This is a genomic window from Novosphingobium sp. PhB55, assembly GCF_004368805.1.
GTDB lineage: Bacteria > Pseudomonadota > Alphaproteobacteria > Sphingomonadales > Sphingomonadaceae > Novosphingobium.
Genome location: NZ_SODQ01000011.1, coordinates 95,129 through 119,443, shown reverse-complemented (window position 1 = coordinate 119,443; position 24,315 = coordinate 95,129). Strand labels below are relative to the sequence as shown.

Here is a 24,315-nt window from a genome sequence, read left to right as displayed (position 1 = left end):
CAATGCGGCACATGAGTCGCCGTTACGATCACCGCGCTGCTTCGCAATCCGGCGTCACCTCCGGGTAAAATTAATTTGCCTATTTCAGATGAGCTCGTAACCAACCCGAATTAGCGGGCCTTTCCGTTTGATCGACCGGATTGAGAATTTGCCAATGTCCGCAGTTGAGATCGCATGAGTGCCGCCGCAGGCGATGACGGGGAAATCACCGACCTGGCATGAGCGATCCACAAATGGATCGCCTACGATTGCAATCGGCAACGCCTTTGCGATCTCTGCACAAACTGCCGCTTCAATGGCATTCGACGCACCCATCAAATCGTCGACTGTGCTTGGCTGCGCAGCCTCGACGCAAAAGTCTACACGTGCTTCGCCGGGAAACTGATGGCCGGCGGCGGCGAAGATGCCGGGAAATCGAGATTCACAAACGGCAGCGAGAAGATGCCCAGCGCTGTGATAGTTGGCGTTCAGATTTCGCCATTCAGGATCGACCGCAAATGAATAGGTCCGGCCGACCTCTAGCCCGCTGGTGTCGGTCACCAAGTGGTCGATGCCGCCATCTGATGATTGTCGGACGTCGGTCACATCCACCCCGCCGATCGTTCCCCGGTCAGCCTTCTGACCTCCGCCCTGAACATGGAACGGGGTTTCCGCGAGGCGCACTGCGGGCCGCTGCCCGTCGATTATTGCTATGACTTGAACACTGCCATAGAGGGCTGGGTCGGCAAGGTAGCGTTTGATGGCCATGGTGCTTACCGCGCCTCCAACAAGGTGGACTTGGTCGCGACTGCACGAGCTTGGGTGACGAGATCGGCGACTTCATCGTCCGAGGTTGAAAAGGCCGTAACAAATCGCACGACACCTGGCTCCCACCGGTCGTGATAGAACTTGAAGCCGAGATCGAGCAGGCCCGAGATCATCGGTAAGGGCAAGCGACAGAAAAGGATGTTTGCCTGAGGCTCCTGTTGGATCTCTACGCCTGGAATGCTCGTTAGGCCGGCCGCGAGGGTCTGCGCCATGCGGTTGGCATGGGTTGCGTTGCGCAGCCAAAGCCCATCCTTGAGGTAAGCGTCCATCTGAGCAGCCATGAACCTCATCTTGGAACTGAGCTGTCCAGCACGCTTGCGACGGAAAGCCAGTGAACTTGACAGCTCCTTGCGGAACGACACCACCGCATCAACGCCGAAAGTGCCGTTTTTAGTTGCCCCAAACGAGACGAGATCCACGCCCGCCTTCCACGTCATTTCTGCAGGCGAACAGCCGAGCGTCACCAGGGCGTTGGCAAATCGGGCGCCATCCATGTGCAGCGCCACACCAGCGCCCCGGCAGATTTCGCCAATTACTCCGATCTCATCGAGGCCGTACAAGGTGCCAACTTCGGTGGCCTGCGTGATGCTCGCGCTAGAGGGCTGAACCGAGTGGACGTCGCCCACCATTTTGTTCGCATTGGCAGCGAGAATATCAGGATCGATCTTACCTGCAGCACCGGGAATCTGAACGAGCTTTGCACCGGCGGTGTAGAATTCGGGAGCTCCGCATTCGTCCCGGTTGATGTGAGCATCGGAGTGCGAAAGCACGCTCCCCCACGGAGGGGTTACGGCGGCGAGCGCAAGCGCATTTGCTGCAGATCCTGTCGAGACGAGGAACACATCGACTTCTCGTTCGAAAACCTCCGCCAGCTTCTGCTCCACCGCTAGCGTGAGCGGGTCATTGCCATACGGCATGGCAGGGCCGGAATTGCAGGCTGCGACGGCAGCGATCATTTCGGGGGAAGCGCCCGCGACATTGTCGCTAGTGAAGACGCGGGGGCGAATAACGTGGTTCGTGGTCATGCTCTCGACACTTTGTGGCTTACTGAGTGCCGCGATCTAGCGGTTCATTGCCATCGTTTATTGAACGATATTCAAGCGGCCAGATATCGAGCCGGAGTGACACCTAGTACGGCCTTGAAATGGCGCGTCAGATGGCTTTGGTCCGCGAAACCGACCGCGAGGGCTACTTCTGCGATGTCGATGCCTTGCCGTAGAAGCTGACGTGCGGAATCTACGCGAAGCTGAATGAGGTAACGGTGTGGAGAGAGCCCGAAATGGGCTTTGAAGGCATCTATGAGTGCAGTCTTCGAGCAGCCCGCGATTTGGGCCAGAGTGTCCAGGTGAACTGCCTCGTCGGCGTGCGCATGCAGATATTCGCGAGCGTCGCGCAGCGGCATAGGCGCTCGCCCACCATTAGATCGCCCCTGTTTGCTGGTTTGGCGCACGAGCCGAGGAAGAAACTGCAAGAGGTGCTCTTCGATCTGGAGCGATGTGCTGACTTCACTCACTAGCACAATCCAGAGCTGATTGAGCTCGTGCAGAACTGTCGCATCGCGTTGGAAGGGCGCGGTAAAATCAAGCGTTCCTGAGACAGGCATCCCGGCATCGTCCAAAGCATGGTGAACCAGACCTTCCGGAAGATAGAGGATACGCTGGCTCCACCCCGTCTCGATGCCGGCCCCCCCCAGATGCGGCTCGCCTGGAGCGAAGGTTGCCAACGATCCGACGTCTGCGTGCCAAAGTTCGCCACGACACCATACATCATGAACGCCCCGCTCGATGACGCCGATCAGATAGTCGTCGTGAAAGTGCTTGGGGAAATCATGCTTTTGGAATTGCGCCCGAAAATACTCTAATCCGCCCAGCCATTCGGCGTGCCTCATTACCGCGCGATTCTGCGGAGGACGGCCGCGCCGTTGAACGCCCTTGCCGTGGGCCTCGTCCAGATCGTGCGATGCCTTTGTCATTTTAGGTGACACAACTCCGAATCCATTTAGTCCAGAATATAGGGAACTGGCCCGCGAATATCGAATCTTCGCCACCGACGTTGCGCTGCGACCTCCCAAGAGTGGTGCTTGCATATATAGCTCGGATAAGCGTGATCATTGATCACGCTGGCGCCGATGCCGCCCATTTGACGATGACTACAGCACGGCTTTCTGGCGGCAAAGGTCCAGTTCTGGAAATCCTGCTCGTTCAAAGCGGCTCTGCGGAACGTCAGCAATGTCCTACTACGCTGCGTTAGACGCCCGGAAAACCGACCCTTTATCGTCGTTCAGCCATCAATTTTCGCAACTCAGGTCCGGACGTTCCGCTTTTCGATTGTTGTCGCTCGCGCCCTCTACGACGGTAGGCACACCATCACTTAGGCGTGTCATCATTTTCGACCTTGGCCTGCCCCGCGAGTTTAGCGTCGATCGCTTCCAGCGCTTTGATGAAGCGCTCGTGCGCCAATTGCGCCTTCGGCATCAGCTTGGGGCTGATACCCCCAGCGGCGAGAATCTCGGCGCGAACCTCCATCAGCTTTTGAGCCTTCTTAATCGCATTGATCGCAACCGGGTCTTTGGAGATCGAGGCGTAGCGGGTCGGTAGCCCAAACCGAGGATGGGTACGAATCGCCTCTTCATCAGGCACGAACACTAAGCGCGGTTCCCCATCAACCGTGGGGGTAACGTCGCGCCAGGCACCGTCCTGTTCCTCCCAGATCGCGTGGTGCTCTGCCTCCAACCACACGCCAGGCTTTTCCCAAATGACCCACCCCATGATCGCCTTGCCGCCATGGGCGCGTATCGCCCGATCGACGTTATCGAAGCACTCGGTCTTCACGCTTCCCTCCAGGGGCTCCACCTCGATCCACTCGGGCACGCCCTTGAGCGCGATCCGAGCAAAGCGGATGACTTGGTCGTCGATTTGAGCGGGAGCGATCGGTTTCATGGTCGCGCATCTATGCCCCGCTCACATTTCCAGCAAGACGCACTCGCCAGATTGGAAGGGTGCCTGGCAGCCCGATCAAATCTCGAGGGCTTGCTGCCGGGCTCGCCGTTCCGTGCCAGACCCTTTGTTGCCGTTCAGACGCGAAAATCCGAAGCCAATCTGCGGACGGTAAGTATGCGGCGCGTGTCGGCTAAAGCCAGCCCATATCATAACCGGCAGCGAATGTTGACCTCTGGATGGGGTAATCGATTGGGGCATGGCAAATGGACAGAGGCCTTCGGCTTCAGCTCCGTGGCTCACGAGACTGGACAGCTTCGGCCAGCGTGAAAACGCATAACGTCATTAGTGTGTCTTAGCTAACATAGTGAAGGACGAGGCGGGATTTGATTTCATCAGCGATCAGCCCAGCAATGCCGAATCGCCCGGAATTCGACGCAAATTCAAGAATGTCGCTTCATAGTCTGCTCACAAACTGTCCCAAAATGAGCAAAGTTGTTGTTAACTAACATATAGCAATTGCTTCCGCTGCTTAGGTTTTCTAAGCCCCCGACGGCGCCCGGTGCGGGGCGTACTGATGTGGACGACAGGGGCTAATCATGCCGTTCACACATTAAGCGGGGGCTTGATGATGATTGACTATTCATGGCGGCTGTCGCTTGCCGCCATCAAGGCCGGCAGCGTACTGCTTGCCGCGTTGCTCATCATCGAGCCAGCAAAGGCTGCCACGGAGTCCGTGGCGATCGATGTCGTTGCCCGCATCAAGGAACGGTGCGGCTTCGCCGACAACGGCCCAGCCAGCATCACCGCACCGCGCGATCTCGAAGGCGTCGCCAACTTCGCTCTAGCAGTTGGGCTCGACTGCAACACACCTTATGCCCTGGGCGTAACGTCGCAGCGCGGCGCGCTGACGAATGTCGATGCGAACGACGACGGCTCGGGCTTTTCCTTCAGCAAGCGCTACCGGGTTTCGGTCATGCTCGAAACCGACAAGGGCGCCGTTCGCAGCGCGCCCTGTGCGTCCGACGAGATGGCGGATGGCGGACGGTGCGCTTTCGCAAGCCTCGTTCCCGGACGCGGCCTCAAGTCCGGCGCCGGGATCAGTGTCGGTCGCAATGCCGTGATCTCGATCGACTGGGCGGCGCAAGCTCTTAACCAGCCCCGCCTTGCGGCGGGCCGCTACAAAGACACCCTCATTCTGGTGGTTGGGCCACGCGCATAATTGCAGTCCACCCACACGGAGGGCGGAGCGTTGGGTCGACGCTTCGCTCAACCATCGGCCGCCTGTCCCGGTAGCCGGTGCAAGTCGCAAGACCCGCGAAAGCGGTCTTCAATTCTCCGACGCGTTCCTGCGTCAAGATACTCAAGGAGTTGAATATGAAGCGTTCGATCCTCGCCGCCAGCGCGGCAGCCGTTTTCGCAGTCGCCGCCGGTTCGGCTAACGCCGCCGATACGCGCATCGACATCAATGCGCAGGTCGACAGCAAGTGCGGCATCTCTTCGCAGGCTTCGTCGATCACCCTGGGCGATCTCACCGATGCCAATGCCAAGGTCCGTTCGACCGTTACCGAAGAAATCGCCCAGAAGCTGACCGACGCGCGCGTCGTTGCCTTCTGCAACAACGGCGGCAGCAACGTCCGCGTCGCCCGCGCCGTGCTCGCCCTTGACGGCGCTTCCGGCACCGGCCTCGCCCAGGGCGATTTCGCCCAGTTCATCCGTTACAACCTCGACACCTCGATCAACGGCCTGGCCCTCGACTCGACCTCGACCGACGGTGGCTCGACCGTAGCTCAGCGCTTCGGCGGCCACGACAGCCTCAGCTCGGCCGCTACCCGCGTCCAGTTCGTCAAGGCTGCCAGCCAGGGCGCCGCTGTCGCCTCCTCGAGCGGCTCCAGCCGCACCGCCACCAACTGGTCGTCGCTGACCGATCGTCGGCTGGCTGCTGGTAACTACTCGGGTTACGTCTCGATCGAGCTGACCCCGGCTGCCTGATGTTGCTCGGAGGCGGACGCTTGCGTCCGCCTCCGTCTTCTCCCGACCCTGCTTCCCGAGATCTTGCTCATGACCACGCCTCTTGCCCGGCGCGCATTGCGCCCGCTGCTGTCGTTCCTCGCACTGATGGCGACCACCGGCCCCAGCCTGGCTTTGAACGTGCAGCCCGTCGTGGTCGACCTCCAGACGGCAGGTCGCCGGACTTCGGCCATCGTCACGTTGCAGAATACCTTCCCCGACACCGTGCCCGTCGAAGTGACGGTCCACCCAGTCAATGTCGTGAATGGGGAACTGCGCGAAGCTGAGGAAGTCGAAAGCGACGATGTCCTCGTGTTCCCCAGCCAAGCGACCCTTGGCGGCAACCAGTCCCAGGCGTTCCGCGTCCAGTGGATCGGTCAGCCGCTGGAAGGCGAAAGCCGACACTTCTATGTGACCATCGCCCAGCTTCCGGTTGCCATGCCGGAAAGCCAGAACGCGATCCAGGTCCTTCACCGCTTCAAGGTGCTCGTCAGCGTCGGGACGAACGGCGATATGCCTTCGCTCAAGATCGTCGAAGCCAAGGTCGGCACGGATGCGGCCGGGAAGCCGCAGCCGGTCATCACGATCGCCAACGACGGTGCCAATTACGGCTACGTCGCCACCAACCGCATGACCCTGATCGAGCGGCGCGGGGACGGTTCCGAGGCTTATCGCAAGACCTTCGAACCCGAAGAGATCCGCGAGAGCATGGGCCTCGGACTGGTGCCTTCTAAAGCCAGTCGAATTTTTCCCATCAACGTCGAACTCCCGGATGCCGGCGGCACCCTTTCGGTCGAACTGAATTCAGCCGGAAGCAAATGACGCCGTGGCGAACCGCCGTTCCCTCTATCTCCTGGGCCTTGCGGGCCTGGCGCCGGGATTGACGCTGTTCGGTTCACTCGCTGCCTATGCGCAGACGAATGTGCCCTCGCGGGCCGAAAAGCCGACCACGCCGGGCGAACACCCCGCCGTTTCCCCAGAGCGTCTCAACCGAACCGGGCGCGACATCCCGATGGGAGGGCCGCTGTCCGACAATGGCTTCGTCCTAGGCGAGGTGTCCTACACGCTGACCGCTGACGACCGCATTCTAGTCGACACCAAAGAACTGCTTGCCCTGCTGCGCGGCGTTCTCTCCACCGACGCGTGGACAAGGGTTGCAGCCGGCATCGAGAGCAAGGCTGCAATCTCTACCGGCGACATGCAGGCGCTAGGCATTGGTCTCGCTTACGACCAGGCTAGCCTCGGCCTGCTGATGACGCTGGACCCCACCCTTCGCGTGCGACAATCGATCCGCGTCATGGGCTACGACCCCGTGGCAGGACCGATCCAGTCTGCTGAAGATGTTTCTGCCTATCTCACCGCCTTCGTTAACAGCGACTACGTGCACAAGGGGAGCCGGACCGGGTTCCAGACCCCGAACATCGTCTTCGATAGCGCAGTGCGAGTCAGCGGTTTCGTGCTCGAGAACGAAGGCAGTATCCAGGACAGCTTCCGGCGTGAAGGCACCCGTATCGTCTATGACGATGCGCGAGGCACCGCCCGATATACCGCGGGCGATCTGGAACCGGTATCGCGCGGGTTTTCCGGATCCAGCCCGATGGCTGGCCTCTCGCTTTCGCGGGTCTATGCCGACCTCGATCCGCAGCGCAACATCCAGCCGCGCGGTCAAAGGTCGTTCACCCTTACCCGTGCCTCCACGGTGGAAACGATCGTCAACGGGCAATCGGTGCAGGTGACCCGGCTCAATCCGGGCACTTACGACATCGGCGACTTTCCCTTCGCGCAAGGGTCCAACGACGTGAGGCTGATCGTCCGTGACGACAGCGGCCGCGAGAACGTGATCTCGTTTTCCATCAATTTCGATCGGACCCTGCTTGCTGCCGGCCTCAGCGAGTTCGGGCTCTATGGCGGCGTGAAAGCGCCGTTCGGTACTGGCGGCCGCCGCTACAGCGACGATCCGATCGCTTCCGGCTTCTATCGCCATGGCCTGACCGAGGAATTGACGGTCGGAGGAAACTTCCAGCTTCAGCGCCGGGGCGGGGTAGGCGGCGCCGAGGTTGTCTGGGCCTCGCCCGTCGGCACCCTGGCCTTCAACCTCGCCGGCTCGCATAACAAGGACGTCGGCAGCGGCTATGCCGTCAATGTCGGCTACGAGCTTTCGCGCGTTGGCACGGGCGGCAACGCCCGCTCGCTGACAGCTTCCATCCAGGCGACCAGCAGGAACTTCGCGCTGCCGGACAGCCTCTCCGCCAGCACCCCCTACGCTCTGGATCTGGGCGCAACGTACTCCCAATCCCTCGGCGCCGACCACTATTTCAGCCTCGACGGGTTCTATTCGGTTGCTCGCGGCGATCGGAAGGATCAGTCCACCGCCCGCGCCACGTACGGGTGGCGGCCCAACCAGCGTCTGCTGCTGACGGCGGAAGCATCCTACCAGAGCAGCGAACGAAGGTCCGGCCCGGGCGCCCGGGTTTCGCTGATCTACCGCTTCGACCGGAGCTCGAGCGTCACCGCCGATCTCGATAGCCAGCGCGAGCGTGCCCGCCTCAGTTACCAGCGCTCCAGCGGCACCGGTGTCGGATCCTACAATGCCTCGGCAAACATCGACCGGGTCGAGGATTCGGTAGGCGTCAATGCCGCTGCGAACGTGCTCCTCAACCGAGCGGAACTCGGCGCGGCCCACAACACATCGTTCTCGAACAGCGGCGCGATCATCGACCAGCGCACATCGCTGCGCACGGCCTTCTCGGTGGCCTATGCCGGCGGCAGTGTCGCTCTGTCCCGCCCGATCTACGACAGTTTCGCAATCGTGAAGCCCCATGCCTCACTGGAAGGCAAGTCCGTCTACATCGATCCCCGCAAGGACGAATATGTCGCCAGGTCCGGCACGTTCGGCGGCGCGGTCATGTCGCAGTTGACGTCCTATTCGCCCCGGCTGCTGACCTATGACGTGCCCGATGCGCCAGCCGGCTACGATATCGGATCGGGCATCGTCCAGTTCAGGCCGCCCTATCGCTCAGGCCATCTGGTAGAGATTGGGTCAGACTACTTCGTCACTTATACCGGCCAATTGCTGCTGCCGAGCGGCGCGCCGCTCGAGTTGGTGGGTGGGAACGCTTTCGAACTCGCGGCGCCTGATCGCAAGCCGGTACAGATGTTTACCAACCGCAGCGGCCAATTCGCTGTGCAAGGTCTGCGTCCAGGCAAATGGCGCATCGAGATGCCCATGAACGATGGCAAGCTCGTCTACATGATCGACGTGACGAAAACCGAAGCCGCATTGCAGCGCGGCGGTGCATTGAAGCCCGAGGGAACCCCATGAAGATCGCCGCCACGCTCTTGACCTGCGCCGTCCTCACCCTGGTCCTGCCTGGGGCGGCCAGGGCCAACTGCGCTGATTTCCGCGCCTCCGCGAGCGAACTCACCCTCGACTACGATCCGTTCAATCCGGCCGAAATCGAGCGGAACTTCACCATTCACGTCCGGCGTCTGGATCCGCGCGTCACAGCCGTGCGGCTCGTGCTTGCCAATCCCGGCGCGATCAACCGCGGCGCGGCTCTGGGCCGGAGGGATTCGGTACGCTACGATATCCGCTGGGTGCGGGATGCTGGCCGTATGGTCTTGGTTTCCGGCGCGGAACAGCCCAATCCGACCAACGGGGCGGTCGTTCAATTCGGTGCCGGCGCCAGCGGGGACAACGTCAACGAAAGTTTCCGCATCCAGGTCCCGGCGGGTCAGGGAATCGTCGCCGGAAACTATTATCAGCCGCTCGAACTGCGGTTCGTATGCCTTGCCGGCCGCGACGAACTTGATCGCGGCATGCAGCTTGGCAGTCAGGTCGCCGTCGATCTGACTGTGCCGGAAACTATCGCAACGTTCGTCGGATCGATGGGTACGCAGCGCGGCCGTATTGATTTCGGAGATGTGGACGGCTCCAGCGGCAACGTCATCCGCAGTCTCACGGTGACCGCCCAGTCGACAGTGCCTTACGAAATCCGGGTGGACAAGGAGCGCGGCACCATGAAGCGCTTTGCCGGAGATGACGCCGCCCTTCCTTACGCGCTGAGGGTGTCGGGTTTCCCGGTGACCGACCGCTCGATGATCGCTTGCAGCCAGACGCCGGCTCCGGGTGGCCGAAGCCACGGCGTGCAGGTGGAACTTGCCGGAAACGATCTACATCGCCTGCCGGCAGGTCAGTATGCGGACGTAGTCACCCTCACGTTCTCACCCCGCCTTGGGCTTTCGGGGGGCGAGGGATGCTCGTCGGTCCGCCCCTGATAGGCCTTGCAGCTTAAAACACTGCGCCCTTGGGTTCGGCTTCGAGACTGAAGTCCATATCCACGGCCGGCGCCTGATTTAGGACAAGCCGGAGTTGGCGCTCCCGATAGGCGGGGGTGCGATTATCGACGATCACCGTGTGCGTCTGCGTCGGTGAGAGCGGTACACGAACGCCGCCGACATCCACCCAGGCATCCACCAGTCCGGCCGGATGGTTGAGCGTGATCTTGTAGCCGGCGAGGCTATTGCACAGTTCGCGCATCGTTCCGAGATCGTTGGCACCGGTTTGGATGGCATGCGCGGGCGGTGCGGAGATGCTGACCTGACAGACCGTGGGTACGCGGCCGGTCACGGCAATCGAAGCGCCGTCGTAGGCGGTGGCGGAAGCTGCGGGAAAAAGCAGAAAAACTCCCACCAACGCGCAACGTTTCATTCCAGACGTGAGCATATTACCCTCCTGCTGAAATCGACAATCGCGTGCCGAACTGAAATCGACGTAAAGCGGCTTAGTTAACAAGTCCTTTTGGTCATCAAGTTCGCATCAGGGGCAACCTTGGCCATCCGTTCAACACAAAGCCCTGCGAAAGCTGCGCTCCGAGCCAGGAGCATCCTAACGCTCGTATGAACACGTTGGCACGACAGGCGTTGCTAAGAGCTTGACGGCGGCATCTCAGCACTTGCTTCGCCTTCTTCCTCCACTCGGTCATCGCGGCGGCCAGATGGAGCTTACACTTGGCCCCCTTTCGACCGTCGCTGGATGTGGTCGGCAACGGCAAAACGTCCGCTAAAGGTCGTCAACGGGCGCAGAGGCGCCGCCGCCGTGTAGGGCCTGGCTCCTTGCAACGGCAAGGAGCCAGACAATCTCAGATTTCAGTGCCCTCTGCGAGCGTCAAAGCATCCTCCACGTCGACGCCCAGGTATCTGACCGTGCTTTCAATCTTCGTGTGCCCAAGCAAAATCTGGACGGCCCGGAGATTTCCAGTCGCCTTGTAGATGATCGATGCCTTGGTTCGGCGCAAAGAGTGAGTGCCGTAATCTTCGCCGGGCAAGCCGATACCGGTAACCCATTCGTCGACAAGGCGAGCATATTGTCGGGTGCTTATGTGGGCTGCGTGATCGGTGCGGCTAGGAAATGCAAAGTCCTCCAAGGATCCACCTCGAAGCTCGAGCCATTTGAGTAGGCTGGCGCGAGCATCGGTCATCAGTTCAAACTGAACTGGCCGGCCGGTCTTCTGTTGTACGACGGTAGCCCGTGTTCGAATTTTCCGATCGCAAACGATGTCACTGATCCGGATTTTCACCAGATCGCATCCGCGAAGCTTGCTGTCGATGGCGAGGTCAAAGAGGGCCCGGTCGCGGACCCGCCCATGCTGGTCGAGAAAAAAGCGGATCGCCCATATCTGACGGGGTTTGAGCGCTCGCTTTGCTCCAACTTTACGCCCCGCGTTCCACGACACCCGCTCGCGAGCGGCGGGATCAAACTCTGATAATCCCATGACACATCTCCTGTGGCCCTGACGGCCATAGGTAGAACGCTTCAGAGAAGGCCGACCCTTAGCGGTCGCTCAGCGCCCAAGTTTCGCTCCCAGGGTGCGGCCCGTCCGCTAAATGCGCCGCATCCCGACTTCGCGGTGGCGAACAGTGAAACGATCAGGCGTGGCAGGGCTTTCCAAAGGAAGCGGATCAGGTGCGCGTGCGCCGGCGGGAAACGGGCGTCGCGCAGGGTCGTATCGGGTGTGAGGTGCGCGGCGGGGACCTTGGGAACCGCGACGCGCTGCGACAGGTAGATACCGTTGGGCCCGAACAGGGGTAGGCCACGAAGCACGCGACGGCGATCGGCACCGAATAGGTGGCACCGAACAGCTCGATCCCCATGAAGGTGCAGGCAAGGGGTGTATTCGCCGCCCCGCAAACAGTGCGACGAAAGTCAGACTGTCCGGTGATGCTGCCAGCGTACCGAGGCCAAGATAGTCACGCCGCTCCGAAAAGCCAGACCAATGCGACGACAGCTAGGCCGCCGATGACGGGACGCAGTGGACCAGAGGGCACCATGCGCTTCAGCCATCCGCCGAGCGCGTGATTGGTTTCCGCAAAGGCCAGTCCGACCAGTCCGAAGGCGACACCGGCGACGCCGGGCTTAACGATTAGCAGCGCGTCGACCGGCAACAGCGTGCCGACATGATAGACGCCGTGGCGGATGCCCTAGGCAAGGCAGGTTCAGTCGGCGACCAGCGCGTACCGCGGGTGCATATTCTAGCGTCCTCCAGACTGGCCTTAGCCACAGCGGGACGCTCAGAGCCAATCGTTGGTACCTTGTGGCCGCGCAGGGCGAACGTCGCTGTCGAGGTCGCCGTGGGGGGGGCGAGGGCTTTGTCAAAGACACGTCGGACAATGGATTGAACGTCTGCCATTCAAGCAATTTGGGAGCGGCAATACCTTCTTACCGAATGACTGGAGACCCTTTGGTCAGTCGGTTTTTCGAGCGAGATATCGCGCGCTCGCTTCATGGATAGTATATACTATCAATCAGCACGCGCGACGGGCATGACTTGTGCAAATCGAACATCGAAGGGAACGGTGAACGAACGTGAAGAAGCCCAAATTCGAAGAGGCCAAGGCCCGCACCGGCTCAAGTTATCCGCCGCCGTTCGACCAGCAAGTGGCGGGCCGGAAGACCTGGCCCCTGACGCGCGAACTGGGGTTGGCGCAGTTCGGCGTGAACCGCGTGGAGCTTCCGCCGGGCGCCTGGTCCACCCAGCGTCACTGGCACAGCATCAACGATGAGGTCGTTGTCGTCGTCTCGGGGGAGCTGGTTGCGGTTACCGACAAAGGCGAAGAGATACTCCGCCCCGGCGATGTCATGGGTTTTCCTGCCGGGATCGCCAATCCTCACCATCTCCAGAACCGCGGCACCCAGATCGCGGTCTACTACGATATCGGCGGCCGTGATGCTTATGACGTCTCGACCTTTCCGGACATGGGACTAGAGGCGCGGATCAAGATGCAGCTCGATTTCAGGCCGATCAGGGGCGGCAAATGACGATCCGGCTTTACTATTTTCCCACCCCGAACGGGCGGAAGGTCAGCATCGCGCTGGAAGAGATGGCGCTTCCTTACGAACTCGCCGTAGTGAACATCTTCGACGGCGAGGCGCTTTCCGGCCATTACCTCGCGATCTGTCCGAACGGGCGGATACCTGCGCTGACCGACGATCTGCCAGATGGCGAGCGTGTGACGATTTTCGAATCCGGCGCCATTCTCCAGTATCTGGGTCGGAAGACGGGGATGTTCTATCCGCAGGACGAGGCGCGCCGCACGCAAGTGGACGCATGGTTGATGTGGCAGATGGCGGCGCTCGGCCCGATGAGCGGGCAAGTGACATGGTTCCGCCGCGCCGCGTCAAAGCCGAGCAGGGACCCGGCGGAAACCTCGCTGGCGATCCACCGCTACGTCAAGGAAGTGAAGCGCCTGTACGGCGTGCTGGACCGGCAGCTTGAAGGGCGGGACTTCATCTGCGGGGAATATTCGATCGCCGACATGGCCTGCTGGCCATGGGTCGTGCAGCATGGCGACTACGCCGATGTCGAAGGCTATCCGAATGTCCTTCGCTGGCGCGATGCCATTGCCGCGCGTCCGGGGGTTCGGCGGGGTGTGGCGGTGGGGACTGAATGGCTGGCGGAAAACGCGAGCAAGCTGCCCGCTAGCTGAGGAGCCCGCGCACTTGCGCTGAGGCGGATAGCCATACGTTGAGAAGGCAAGTCGGAGTCGGTAGCGTGCAATATGATTCCGAGTTCGCCGAGGTTCCTGTCCGCTTTCGGGTGGAGCACCACCATGAATCCAAAAGCGGTCTCATCGAAGTACGTCGTTACTTCTGGTCGCGCCCGGTCGACCAGACGCTCCATGCGTTGAGCGATCATCTGGTACTCAATATGGCGCTGACGTCGAGACCAGCGCGAACCCGGGTGGATCGGGTGGCGCCCGATGAAGATCCCACTCGGCGGGAGGCCGGGCGCCTTCTCGTAATGATTCCGGGAATGCCGTATCACCTGATCGCGCCGAGCGGCAGTTTCCGCTGCCTTCACTGCGCGATCGACCGCGAAAAATTCTCCGCCGTGACGGGCGAATCCATCGACTGGGCCCGACTGGGGCTGTTCAGTGGCGAGCCTCGAACGGGATTGGGAATTGAAGTGCATCTCATGCGCATCCACGACGAACTGGTCTCGAACAGGATTGGGCGCGGAGACGCGATCGACGCCTGCGTCGAGTTGATCTGCGTCGAACTGGCGCGGCGTTTCTGCGATGTCCGGCCAAGCCGCACAGGCTGGCGCACCGGCGGGCTGGCAAGCTGGCGGATGAAGGCCATCATCGGCCGGGTCTACGCCGAGGGGGCTGCACCCCGTCTGGCCGAGCTTGCCGAGCTTTGCGGGCTTACAGAGCGGCAGCTCGGCCGCGCCTTCAAGGCAGAGACGGGCACGACGATCGGTCGCTTCGTGGACGAAGCGACGATGGAACGGGCGCACCGACTTTTGACGACCACCAGCCATCCCATCCAAGAGGTCGCCCGCGAACTCGGCTTCGCCAGCGCGGACAGTTTTGCGCATTCCTACCGCAGGCTGACGGGCACTTCGCCAAGCCACGTTCGGCCGCGACAGGCGCGTCAGTGAATTTCGGCAGACCCGAGGATAAAGGACATAACCGTCTGAAGGCCGATTGCCAGAGCACGCAATACTCCGCCATCCTTCCATGAAATTCGGACATCGCGCAGGAACATGTGCCGCCCGAATTCAATAAAATCGGGCAAGAGCCTGGGGAGGGGAATTTGGCGCATCAGACGAAGCGGAAGCTTCCGGAAGCTGGGCATTCGTTGCTCGGACGCGAGCATTCGCATTCCGCTTGGGTCACCAACGATCTGGATCGGGCAGTGGAGATCTTTTCCCGCCGATACGGGGTGCAAGAGTTTCGCTTCATTGAAGGGGTGATGCCAAGCGGGGGCCATATCCGCGTCGCGTTCGCGTGGGCGGGCGGGCAAGTCATCGAGGTAATTGCGGCCAACGGCCCCGGCACGGAATTCTACAACGAAATGCTGCCTGAGGGTGCTTTCGCCATCCGTTTCCACCACCTCGGCTTTATCGTTCACGATCAGGCGGGCTGGGATTCGCTGGAGGCGGACCTCGCGGCGCAAACCTGGCCCATTGCCCACAAGACCCTGACCGGAAGCTTCATCGACGCCTATTACGTGAAGGCTGAGGAGCTGGGCCACTATCTGGAATTCGTCCGCCCGTTCGACAGCGGCATCGCGTTCTACGCGTCCGTGCCCGCGAACTGAGGGAGAGCCGTCATGCCGACCAGCACACTCCAGGTTCCGGACCACGTGCCGCGCGAATGCGTGTGGGACCACGACCTATCGGCCTTCCTTCAGCAGGGAGATGACCCCTATCTGGCCGCCGCGCACCTTCACGAGCTGCCGGGTGCGATCTGGGTGCCGACCGCGGCTCACGGCCAGCCCGCCTGGGTCCTGACTCGGCATGCACTGATCGAGGAGGCCTTTGCCGACTGGACCGCATTCTCCAGCAAGCGCGGCGCGAACGCGGCGGTGATGGACTCCAGCTGGCTGCTCCTGCCGGTCGAGGCGGACCGGCCCGAGCATCAGCAATATCGCCAGATCCTCCACCCGCTGTTCACCCCGGCGGCGATCAAGCGCAGGGTCTCGGCGGTGCAGGACCTGTGCGACAGTTTGATCGACGGCTTCGTGGAACGGGGGCGCTGCGAATTCGTATCCGAGTTCGCCGGTATCCTGCCCAACGCGATCGTCATTTCGCTGCTTGGCCTGCCTTCCGAATCCCTGCCGCAGTTTCTCGCCTGGGAGGAGGAGATGGTCCACGGCGCGACTCCGGAGGCCTGCTTTGCGGCCGGAGCAGCCGTCATCGAATATCTGAAGGCGCACATCGCCGACCAGCGTGAGAAAGGCGTCGAGGCAACCGATGTTATGCAGGCGATCCTGGCCGGGCGGGCAGGAGAGCGTCCGCTGACCGAGGCGGAAATCCTGGGCATCGTCTACCTTCTCTTCGTCGCCGGGCTCGACACCGTCACCTCGACGCTCGGCTGGATCATGCGGCACCTTGCGAACGATGCGGCGATGCAGGAGCGGCTACGGGACAATCCGGCGGACATCCCAGCCGCGATCGAGGAGTTCACCCGTGCTTTCGGCGTCAGCGCGCCGTCCCGCACCGTTGCGAACGACATGGTCTTCCATGGCATCCCGATGAAAGCGGGCGAGGCGGTTCTGCTGCCGACCTTCCTTGCGGGCCGCGATCCGACGGCTTGGCCGAACCCGCACCTGATCGACATCGACCGGCGCCCTCGGCACATCACGTTCGGCATGGGCCCGCACGTGTGCCTCGGCGTCCATCTCGCCAAGCGCGAGATGAAGATCATGCTCGAAGCCTTCCTCGGCCGCATGCGCAACATCCGTCAACCGGCCGGCGGTCGGTATGAATATCATACCACCAATACCATCGGCGTCGATCGGCTCGATCTTGAATGGGACCCGGCCTGAGCGCGCGGGCAGTGGAGAGAATACAATGAAAACGCTTGTTATTGGTGGTGCCGGTTTCGTCGGCAGCGCGGCCTCGCTGTTGCTGCACGATGCCGGGCACGAGGTCACGATCATGTCGCGCTCGACGCCGAGGCCAGGTTCGCGACTGGATGAAATTCCCTTTATCGCAGGCAACTACATCGAAGACGATTTTAGCGACGGCCGCGTTCTGGAGGGCTTCGATGGGCTGGTGTTTTGCGCCGGCAGCGACATGGGCAACTATGTCGAAGGCGACAACGGTTCTCAGGCCGAATTCTTTGAAAAGGCGAATATCGAGGGGCTGCCGCGCTTCTTCGAGGCGGCGAAGCGCGCAGGCATCCGGCGCAGCGTCTACATGGGCAGCTGGTATTCCTTCGTCGCTCCGCAAGTGATCGACAAAATCGCCTATGTGCGCTCTCGCCATTTATCGGACGCCGCGGTTCGGGCGCTGAGCGGCCCCGATTTCAACGTCTGCTCCTGCGCGCTTCCGTGGATCGTCGGCCACACGCCCGGAGTGCCGGTGGCCCATTGGCGGGCTCTGGCCAAGCTGGCGATGGGCACGCTGGAGGGGGTGCCGGAATCCGCGCCCGTGGGCGGCGCGAACTTCATGTCCAGCCGCAGCGTTGCCCAGTGCATGCTTGGCGGCCTCGAGCGCGGCGAGTCCGGTAAGTCCTACTTGATCGGGGACGAAAACCTGAGCTGGAAGGCGTTCTTCGAGCTTTGGTTCGCCGCGGCGGGCCGACCGCGAGACCTGCCGGTCGCGCGCGGCAACGTACTCGTGCCGGACTTCGCGCTGTCTTACCTCGATTTCGGATCGAGCAGCTATATCCCGCCCGCCGAGGAAACCGCATTGCTCGGCTACGATCGCGGTGTGCTGCGCCAGACCGTGGCCGACAGCTTCGCCTACTACGCCGGCCTTGCATAGATTCTTATGAAATTTCCGGGCGATCCGAACCTGGGGCGCCCGGCCATTACCAAAAAAACAATATGAGCCCTGGGGAGGAGCGAAATGAAAACCTTGCGATCCGGACTAATGGCCGCGTTGCTCGGCACGAGCGGCCTGACTTTTGCCGCTCCAGCCGTGGCGCAGCAGGAGACATCTCCCCGGGCTGCCCCTCCCGAGGCGGCGACTCAGGACATCATCGTTACGGCGCGTCGGCGAGAGGAGCTGCTGCAGGACGTGCCGATCTCGATCACGGTTTTCAACGAGCAACAATTGGCGAACCGCAACGTCACGAACGCCAGCGACCTTGCGCTCTTCACTCCCTCGCTTTCGGCAAACACGAACTTTGGTTCGCAGAACTCGTCGTTCGCGATCCGGGGATTTGTGCAGGATATCGGTACACCCCCTTCGGTAGGCGTCTACTTCGCGGATGTCGTGACGCCGCGCGGTCCGACGCAGGGCACTACCGGTGGCGACGGCGCCGGGCCCGGCATGATGTTCGACCTCCAAAATGTTCAGGTCCTAAAAGGCCCGCAGGGCACTTTGCAGGGACGTAACACCACCGGCGGCTCGGTGCTGATCGTGCCCCAGAAGCCTACCGAAATCCTCGAAGGCTACGTGGAAGCTTCCGCGGGCAATCGGGGCATGTGGCGTATTCAGGGTGTCGTCAATATTCCGCTCGCTGACACCATGCGGTTGCGGCTGGCCGTCGATCACCAATCGCGTGACGGCTATCTTCGCAGCGACACCGGAACAGGCCCGCGCGATTTCAATGATACCGACTACACCGCCGTCCGTGCTAGCCTGGTCGGCGAACTTACGAGCGATCTTGAGAATTACTTCATCGCCACTTACAGCCGATCGGAGACTCATGGCGATCTGCAAAAGCTGATTGCCTGCAACTCGGCGCTGTCGGCCGCGAATTTCCTCGGTCTGCTCTCCTGCGGTCAGCTTGCCGCAGAGAAAGCCGGTGGCACGGGCTTCTATACGGCTCAGAACAGCACCTTCGACAATCCGGTTTCGCGCCTTCGTCAATGGCAAGTCATCAACACCACGACCTGGCGTGCGAGCGACGCGGTTACGATCAAGAACATCGTCAGCTATGCCGAACTCACCAACTTCCTGCGTTCGTCGCTGTTCGGCACGAACTGGTATCTGGCGCCCAGCGTTCCCTTGCCGTTTACCGGCGTCAATCCCGCACCCGGAATGGATAGCGCCAGCCAGAGTACATTCACCGAGGAACTGCAGGTGCAAGGTCTCTCGACCGACGAGCGCTTACAATATCAGGGCGGCGTCTATCTGGAGATCAGCGATCCATTGGGGCGTTCGGGAAACCGAAATCCCACCTTCATTTCCTGTTCCAATCTCAATGCGCTGGAATGCACGAGCCTGCTTGGTCCGACTTCCAACGTGAACGAAAAGATCGGCAAGACCGCTTACCGCAGCACCGGGATCTATGCGCAAGGCACTTATGAACTGACACAGGCGCTCAAGTTAACCGCGGGTTTACGCTACACTTGGGACCGTCAAACCGCATCAGTCTCCAACAAGGAATACTTTTTCCCTGCGCCGAATGTGCCAGAGGTTTCCTGCACTTATCCATCCAGCGAACCAACCTGCGAGATTGCCCCGCCCAAGGCGAAATCCAGTGCTCCGACTTGGCTGGTCGATTTGGAATACAAACCTGCTGAAACAGTCATGCTCTATGCAAAGTATTCGCGTGGGTACCGCGCGGGCGGAGTGTTCCCGAACTCGCCGAGCAACTACCGGATCTTCGACCCTGAAAAGGTCGATGCCTATGAGATAGGTGCAAAGACGTCGTTTGATGGGCCCGTACGAGGGACCTTCAACGTCGCCGCCTTCTATAACAACTTCACCAATCAGCAACTTTCGGTCGGATTTGTTGGCGTAGACGGGACCGCGCCGACGACCGGCGTGGTCAATGCGGGCAGGTCTCGCATCTATGGTGTCGAACTCGAAGCCTTGCTCAAGCCATTCGAAGGGTTCACGATCGACGGTGCTTACACCTATCTCCACGCGCGGATCGTCTCGATTGCGCCTTTGGTGTCCACGGACCCGAATTACGCCATTAGCCAGGAAATTTCTGCTGGAGACCGGCTGGCCCTCTCGCCCGAGCACAAGTTCAGCGTGACGGCAGCCTATACCTTGCCGCTCGATCCCGGCGTCGGAGCAGTTACGATCAGCGGGACATATTCCTATCGCTCCAGCCAGTACTCCACTTATGCGTATGAAACGCCCGCCGTCTACGAGGCATTCGGGGCCAATCTGGGCAAGTTGCCCAGTCTCGGACTATTGAACCTGAACCTGAACTGGAATTCGGTCGCGTCGTTGCCCGTTGATCTTTCTCTGTTCGCAACGAACGTCACGCGGGAGCACTACTATACCTACGTTCCAGGGCTTGCTTCCTATGGCTTCGAAACGGCCTCTGTGGGCGAACCACGCATGTACGGGGCGCGGCTGAAGTATCACTTCCGGTGAGCGAGACCGGGACACCCAACCCGAGGGGATGAAACGACCTTTTCCACCATCAGGCAAGATTTTGGGCTCAGGACCACCGGAAGTTTATTCGCCGGGATGCCCGGCGGCGGAGCCAGCTTTCTCGTCACTTGATCCGCAATCAGGGTTGAAATTCCGCAACGACTTCGTTGTTTCGCACCGTGGTGACCGGCGTCACTCCGGATACCCCCTTAAGGTTTGGGCGAGGGCTGAAGATTGGCTTGAAAGTATAACAGCCAGAAGCCAGAATAGGGTTCGACCAGTACTGCCTGAGGTGAGCGCAGAAAAAGATTTACCGTGGACAAATTGCGCCTTTACCGTATCGGTCGGCCGCGACCGCACACCGTGCCGCCGCGGCGCTTTCCAGACGATTGCGGAACCACGCAATAAATTGGAGATGTCGCCGCGCTCGGTGGTGAGAATTTTCTCGACCCAAGCCGTATCGGTCGCCCCAGAAATGTGTCTGCCAATACGAAGCTTTGCAAATGGCAGCTTCCGGGATCACTGTCGGTGGCTCGGAACGTTCGGCGCGGGACGCGCTGTCGCCCTCCGACGGTGAGGGGGCTCTACGGTCCGTGAATGGCAGCTTTTCGGATTCGCTTTCTCTAGAGCCGACCGTCGCGAAAGTCCCAAACCAAGTCGTTCAGGCTCATCCGCAATTCCATGAACCAAAGGCCGCTTCCAAGGAGCCGAAATAGCGAGCCGAACGTCCGGTTTGTCGGCGTTGGCCGACCGGCAGCTTCTCCTAGATCATCGTGAATTCCAGACAAACAAAAAACGCCGACACTGCGGACGTTATAATCGTCGCTTTGGAGGCGGGCACACGATATTGCTCACGATCTGTTTGAATAACCATACAGCGCGCCGGATGAAAAATGAACTTCTCCCACGACATTGAATATCTACAAGAGATTGCGAAAAAGATTCTCAGATTTTCCCCAGTTGGAGTTTCAAAAGTCATTTTTAGAGCGAAGATTAATCCTGAAGGTGATGTGGCCAACTTCAAATATAATTATGAATGTAACGATGGATCATCAGGGTGGTTTATTTCTGATTCTGCGCTTGTAGAAGAGGAAATATTTTGCCTTTTGAAAAAGCATAGAGCTTTCTTTGTCTCTCAGGGGCAAAATCTCTGGCTCGAGTCCATGTTAAGCATTGATGCAAATAGTGGGAAAATTTCGATGGCTCTAAAATATGATTGAGCCATCTGTCCGAATGAAAATCATGGCGAGGTGACCTTGCCTATCCGTCAACGGCCTGCAGGCCGCAGATAGCTTTCCTGAATAGTCGGCTTCCCCCGGCTTTCCGGCTTTGAAGGTGCCCATATCGCTTGCCAGAAGCGGTCGGCCGCTCAGCCGAATGTCGGCTTGTCAGGATTTTAACGCGGAACCGGACAGACGTCCGCTTTGCAGGATTTTAATCTGGGATTGGCCTTCCCGAATCCGCCAACTTCACCTCCGTTTAGAAGGTAACGGCGGAGGCAAAGTCTCCTGCCAAGCTTGCGCCGAGTATTCGACGCAAATTCGATCCGGGCCGCACTTCATGTCCTCGGTGATCGTTCGCCGAAACTCATCAACCTGATTGCACGGCACCGAAGGGCCAACAATTAGGACTATGCCGCCAAACGGATTGCTCGCGGCGCCCGCAAGCAATCGTTTAAATTCTCGATTGCTGACGTGATTGCCGTTCCACATCAGCTTATCCACATCTATCGTGATGGCATTGGACCACATTAGTTCACCAGATTGGCTGCCTTTCGGCATCCAGGCCGATGGTGAAGGTTGGCAATTATTTTCGCTGTAGATGTGAGGCGACGCATATTCTGCCGAGAGCTTGCCTCCCGTTGTCAACGTAAGCACCGCAATCAAAGACAGGGCTCGAATCTTCATCTACTCTTCCGTCGGACATCACTTCGCATCATGTTTGGCGGTGTTCTCGAATGTCCGCTAGCCCCGACATTGATACCATAGCGCCCGAAGCTGGGATGGCTTGAAAGCGGCCGTTCATTTTCACGAGTTGAATGGCGGACTTGGGGCGATGCGCGCTGTACCTGGTTGCGCCTTCCGGAAATTAGGCATCGGCGTCGCCAAGTTCAATTCGCTTGGCTGGTGTTATCGAATGACCGGCGATTGGCCCAGAGCTCAACATCCACAAGCGAATAAAGCACCCGACGGCCAAACTTTTTAAACGGTGGGCCCCCGCCGATCACTCTCAGCTTTTCAAGTGTCCTAGGCGAAAGACGAAGAAACTCTGCCGCTTCAGAATTTGTCAGATGTGGGGATGTTTTTGCTGCCATAATTATGGGTGCTCCCGAGCTGAATGACTGGGCAAGGAGGCGCATCATATTGGAAAAATAGATCGTCTAACATGTTCGATACGGTGCAGGAGTATGCCTTTCGGGCGAATTTCGTGCGTAAGGTTGGGGGTGCCCTTATGCCTTAGCTCCCATCGCTTGTTTAAACTCAGACTCGGTCTCGGCGATACTGGAGAAAAGGACTTAGCTGTTCTCTGCACATGGATACAACGGATAGCAGCCGGGCAACTTTCCGGAAAATTGCCCGGTGTCGGCCACGCTCATATTCGGCCGCCGGGATCAGATGCACCTGTTGGCCGGGTCTGGCAGACATTCCCGCCCGCCATGCCGATCAGTTTGTGCTGATCGGGTAGCGCTCCAGGATTGCGCTTGCCACGCCGTTGGTCCAGCCAAAGCCGTCCTGGAGCGGATACTCACCGCCGCCGCCGGGCAGACGCTCCTCGACATCGTACTTTTCGAGCATTTTGCCGGTTTCATGGTACGTGACTTCGACCGTCTTGATCCAGCGGGTCGCGATGTTCTGCGCCAAGTCTTTGTGGCCGTACCGCTCCAGACCATCGATGGCGACCCATTGAAGGGGAGCCCAGCCGTTTGGCGCGTCCCACTGTTGGCCCGTGCGGAGGTTTGTCGTGCGCAGGCCGCCTGGCGCGATCAGCTTGTCCCGGGTCGTATTCGCAACCGCTCTGGCTTGTCCGGTGGAGGCCATGCCGACGAACAGAGGATAGAGAGTTGCGCTCGAGAGGACGGGCGTTGCCTTGCGATCGTACCAGGCCCAGTCGGAGTAGCGGGCCTCCTTGCCCAGCCACAGATACCGATCGACGGAGGCTTTGCGTAGATCGGCCCGTTTGACGAATTCGTTAGCGCAGGGCCTATCGCCCGTTTGTGCACATTGCTCGGCAATGTGCCGCTCTATCGCCCAGAGCAAGGCATTGAGGTCAATGGGCACGATCGATGTCGTCTCAATCGTCGAGAGATTCTTTGGATCGGTAAGCCAGCGTGAGCTGAAGTCCCATCCGCTTTCCGCGCCGGCGCGCAGGTTCCGGTACATCTGCTGGGGTGGACGGCCGGATTCTTTTGCCGCGGTTGCGCGATCTTCTGCGAAGGACTCATCGCGCGGCGTATCGCGATCGTCCCAGTAGCGATTGAGCAGGCTGCCATCCGGCATCGGCATCACGCGGTCACAGGGTTTCTTGGATTTCAGCGCGCAACCTTCGCCGGCCATCCAATAGGCGTATTCCTTGCGCAGTGCCGCAAGACGGCGGGCACGCACTGCGGGGTCAGCCTGCTTCGACAGGTCGAGCATGAGCGCGAAGAACGGCGGCTGCGAACGGCTCAGATAATAAGTGCGCGTTCCGTTAGGAATATGGCCGAAGCGTTCGATCAGACTGGTGAAGTTGTCGATCATGCTTTCGACAAGATCGTCACGTTTGTCTGCAACGAGGCCGAGCATGGTAAAATAAGAGTCCCAATAGTAGGATTCTCTGAAGCGACCGCCTGGAACGATGTAATGATGAGGGAGGTTTATCAGAGATGAGTTCTCTTCTGCGAGAGAACTTTTATCTATACGCATCAAGGTTGGCCACAGTGACCTTACGTGCTCCCGGATGTTTGAAGGATTTTTGTCATTCACTCCTGGCACAATGAAAAACCGCAGTGCGAAAGCACGGAGCTTGGCTGGTGTGTTTGGCTTTTCGCGATTGTAAGCAGCAACGATGTCTTGAGGGGGAGTTTTCGCGGCGGCATCTGCAAAGGTTTTGCCGTCTTCAAACACATGTTGTTCCTGGATTGCCGAGAAAAGATCACCATACAAATCCGCTGGCGATGGTGACGGCGCGTTACCACACAGCACCAAGCCGAGGAATGCAACGGGAAGGCGAAGGATCTTACGGTTGTTTTTCACGAGGCAATCCTTGGAGTAGCGCAAGTGGTGACCAGC

23 protein-coding genes are annotated in these 24,315 nt (G+C 60.1%); 13 read left to right on the top strand and 10 right to left on the bottom strand.

The genetic code is table 11. The features are described from left to right. Positions 1-84: 84 nt before the first annotated feature. The 4 genes from EDF57_RS23340 to EDF57_RS23325 all read right to left on the bottom strand — a co-directional run bounded on the left by EDF57_RS23340 (position 85) and on the right by EDF57_RS23325 (position 3,746). Complete coding sequence (locus EDF57_RS23340; protein WP_134096079.1) at positions 85-747, bottom strand: alanyl-tRNA editing protein; 663 nt, start codon at positions 745-747, stop codon at positions 85-87. Between the two features lie 5 nt (positions 748-752). Continuing rightward, entirely contained in the window at positions 753-1,832 is a 1,080-nt protein-coding gene (locus tag EDF57_RS23335; protein ID WP_134096078.1) for a low specificity L-threonine aldolase, read from the bottom strand. A 71-nt stretch (positions 1,833-1,903) separates the two neighbouring features. After that, entirely contained in the window at positions 1,904-2,779 is an 876-nt protein-coding gene (locus EDF57_RS23330) for an AraC family transcriptional regulator (RefSeq protein WP_134096077.1), read from the bottom strand. A 394-nt stretch (positions 2,780-3,173) separates the two neighbouring features. Then, positions 3,174-3,746 carry a hypothetical protein gene (locus EDF57_RS23325; RefSeq protein ID WP_134096076.1) on the bottom strand — a complete coding sequence of 191 codons (573 nt, stop codon included), beginning with the start codon at positions 3,744-3,746 and terminating at the stop codon, positions 3,174-3,176. Between the two features lie 628 nt (positions 3,747-4,374). On the opposite strand from EDF57_RS23325, the gene EDF57_RS23320 reads away from it, so the two are divergent. From EDF57_RS23320 to EDF57_RS23300, 5 genes are all read left to right on the top strand, one after another. Further along, positions 4,375-4,965 carry a hypothetical protein gene (locus EDF57_RS23320; protein WP_134096075.1) on the top strand — a complete coding sequence of 197 codons (591 nt, stop codon included), beginning with the start codon at positions 4,375-4,377 and terminating at the stop codon, positions 4,963-4,965. Positions 4,966-5,120: 155 nt separating this feature from the next. Next, positions 5,121-5,735, top strand: a complete 615-nt coding sequence (locus EDF57_RS23315) for a hypothetical protein (protein ID WP_134096074.1) — start codon at positions 5,121-5,123, stop codon at positions 5,733-5,735. A gap of 69 nt (positions 5,736-5,804) precedes the next feature. After that, complete coding sequence (locus EDF57_RS23310; RefSeq protein WP_134096073.1) at positions 5,805-6,575, top strand: molecular chaperone; 771 nt, start codon at positions 5,805-5,807, stop codon at positions 6,573-6,575. A gap of 4 nt (positions 6,576-6,579) precedes the next feature. Continuing rightward, entirely contained in the window at positions 6,580-9,075 is a 2,496-nt protein-coding gene (locus EDF57_RS23305; RefSeq protein WP_134096072.1) for a fimbria/pilus outer membrane usher protein, read from the top strand. Then, positions 9,072-10,031, top strand: a complete 960-nt coding sequence (locus tag EDF57_RS23300; protein ID WP_134096071.1) for a hypothetical protein — start codon at positions 9,072-9,074, stop codon at positions 10,029-10,031. The genes EDF57_RS23305 and EDF57_RS23300 overlap by 4 nt, the downstream gene beginning before the upstream one ends. 13 nt (positions 10,032-10,044) lie before the next feature. On the opposite strand, the gene EDF57_RS23295 is transcribed toward EDF57_RS23300, so the two are convergent. The 3 genes from EDF57_RS23295 to EDF57_RS26105 all read right to left on the bottom strand — a co-directional run bounded on the left by EDF57_RS23295 (position 10,045) and on the right by EDF57_RS26105 (position 12,197). Next, entirely contained in the window at positions 10,045-10,479 is a 435-nt protein-coding gene (locus EDF57_RS23295) for a hypothetical protein (RefSeq protein ID WP_134096070.1), read from the bottom strand. 415 nt (positions 10,480-10,894) lie between these two features. Next, positions 10,895-11,527: a tyrosine-type recombinase/integrase gene (locus tag EDF57_RS23290; protein ID WP_134096069.1), complete on the bottom strand. Its 633-nt coding sequence runs from the start codon at positions 11,525-11,527 to the stop codon at positions 10,895-10,897. Between the two features lie 475 nt (positions 11,528-12,002). Then, on the bottom strand, positions 12,003-12,197 hold the full coding sequence (locus tag EDF57_RS26105) for a hypothetical protein (protein WP_243841254.1): 195 nt from the start codon (positions 12,195-12,197) through the stop codon (positions 12,003-12,005). Positions 12,198-12,618: 421 nt separating this feature from the next. On the opposite strand from EDF57_RS26105, the gene EDF57_RS23280 reads away from it, so the two are divergent. The 8 genes from EDF57_RS23280 to EDF57_RS23245 all read left to right on the top strand — a co-directional run bounded on the left by EDF57_RS23280 (position 12,619) and on the right by EDF57_RS23245 (position 21,267). After that, positions 12,619-13,071, top strand: coding sequence for a cupin domain-containing protein (locus tag EDF57_RS23280; protein WP_134096068.1), 453 nt, complete (start codon positions 12,619-12,621; stop codon positions 13,069-13,071). Then, a complete protein-coding gene (locus tag EDF57_RS23275; RefSeq protein WP_134096067.1) occupies positions 13,068-13,739 on the top strand; it encodes a glutathione S-transferase N-terminal domain-containing protein in 672 nt (223 codons plus the stop codon). The genes EDF57_RS23280 and EDF57_RS23275 overlap by 4 nt, the downstream gene beginning before the upstream one ends. Positions 13,740-13,804: 65 nt before the next feature. Continuing rightward, entirely contained in the window at positions 13,805-14,695 is an 891-nt protein-coding gene (locus tag EDF57_RS23270; RefSeq protein ID WP_134096066.1) for a helix-turn-helix transcriptional regulator, read from the top strand. Positions 14,696-14,850: 155 nt separating this feature from the next. Next, positions 14,851-15,357, top strand: a complete 507-nt coding sequence (locus EDF57_RS23265; RefSeq protein WP_166675368.1) for a VOC family protein — start codon at positions 14,851-14,853, stop codon at positions 15,355-15,357. Between the two features lie 12 nt (positions 15,358-15,369). Next, positions 15,370-16,587, top strand: a complete 1,218-nt coding sequence (locus tag EDF57_RS23260) for a cytochrome P450 (RefSeq protein WP_134096064.1) — start codon at positions 15,370-15,372, stop codon at positions 16,585-16,587. After that, positions 16,568-17,530, top strand: coding sequence for an NAD-dependent epimerase/dehydratase family protein (locus tag EDF57_RS23255; protein ID WP_166675367.1), 963 nt, complete (start codon positions 16,568-16,570; stop codon positions 17,528-17,530). The genes EDF57_RS23260 and EDF57_RS23255 overlap by 20 nt, the downstream gene beginning before the upstream one ends. 84 nt (positions 17,531-17,614) lie before the next feature. Continuing rightward, positions 17,615-20,047 (top strand): TonB-dependent receptor, encoded by a 2,433-nt coding sequence (locus EDF57_RS23250; protein WP_134096062.1) that lies wholly within the window; start codon positions 17,615-17,617, stop codon positions 20,045-20,047. An 893-nt stretch (positions 20,048-20,940) separates the two neighbouring features. Beyond that, the gene (locus tag EDF57_RS23245; RefSeq protein WP_134096061.1) at positions 20,941-21,267 is read left to right on the top strand and encodes a hypothetical protein; all 327 of its coding nucleotides are present in this window, start codon (positions 20,941-20,943) and stop codon (positions 21,265-21,267) included. 249 nt (positions 21,268-21,516) lie between these two features. Here EDF57_RS23245 and EDF57_RS23240 read toward each other — a convergent pair whose 3' ends face one another. The 3 genes from EDF57_RS23240 to treF form a co-directional block, all read right to left on the bottom strand. Beyond that, positions 21,517-21,954 (bottom strand): hypothetical protein, encoded by a 438-nt coding sequence (locus tag EDF57_RS23240; protein WP_134096060.1) that lies wholly within the window; start codon positions 21,952-21,954, stop codon positions 21,517-21,519. A gap of 203 nt (positions 21,955-22,157) precedes the next feature. After that, the gene (locus EDF57_RS23235) at positions 22,158-22,361 is read right to left on the bottom strand and encodes a helix-turn-helix domain-containing protein (RefSeq protein WP_243841253.1); all 204 of its coding nucleotides are present in this window, start codon (positions 22,359-22,361) and stop codon (positions 22,158-22,160) included. Between the two features lie 349 nt (positions 22,362-22,710). Continuing rightward, complete coding sequence (treF, locus tag EDF57_RS23230; RefSeq protein WP_243841252.1) at positions 22,711-24,279, bottom strand: alpha,alpha-trehalase TreF; 1,569 nt, start codon at positions 24,277-24,279, stop codon at positions 22,711-22,713. Positions 24,280-24,315: the final 36 nt, after the last annotated feature.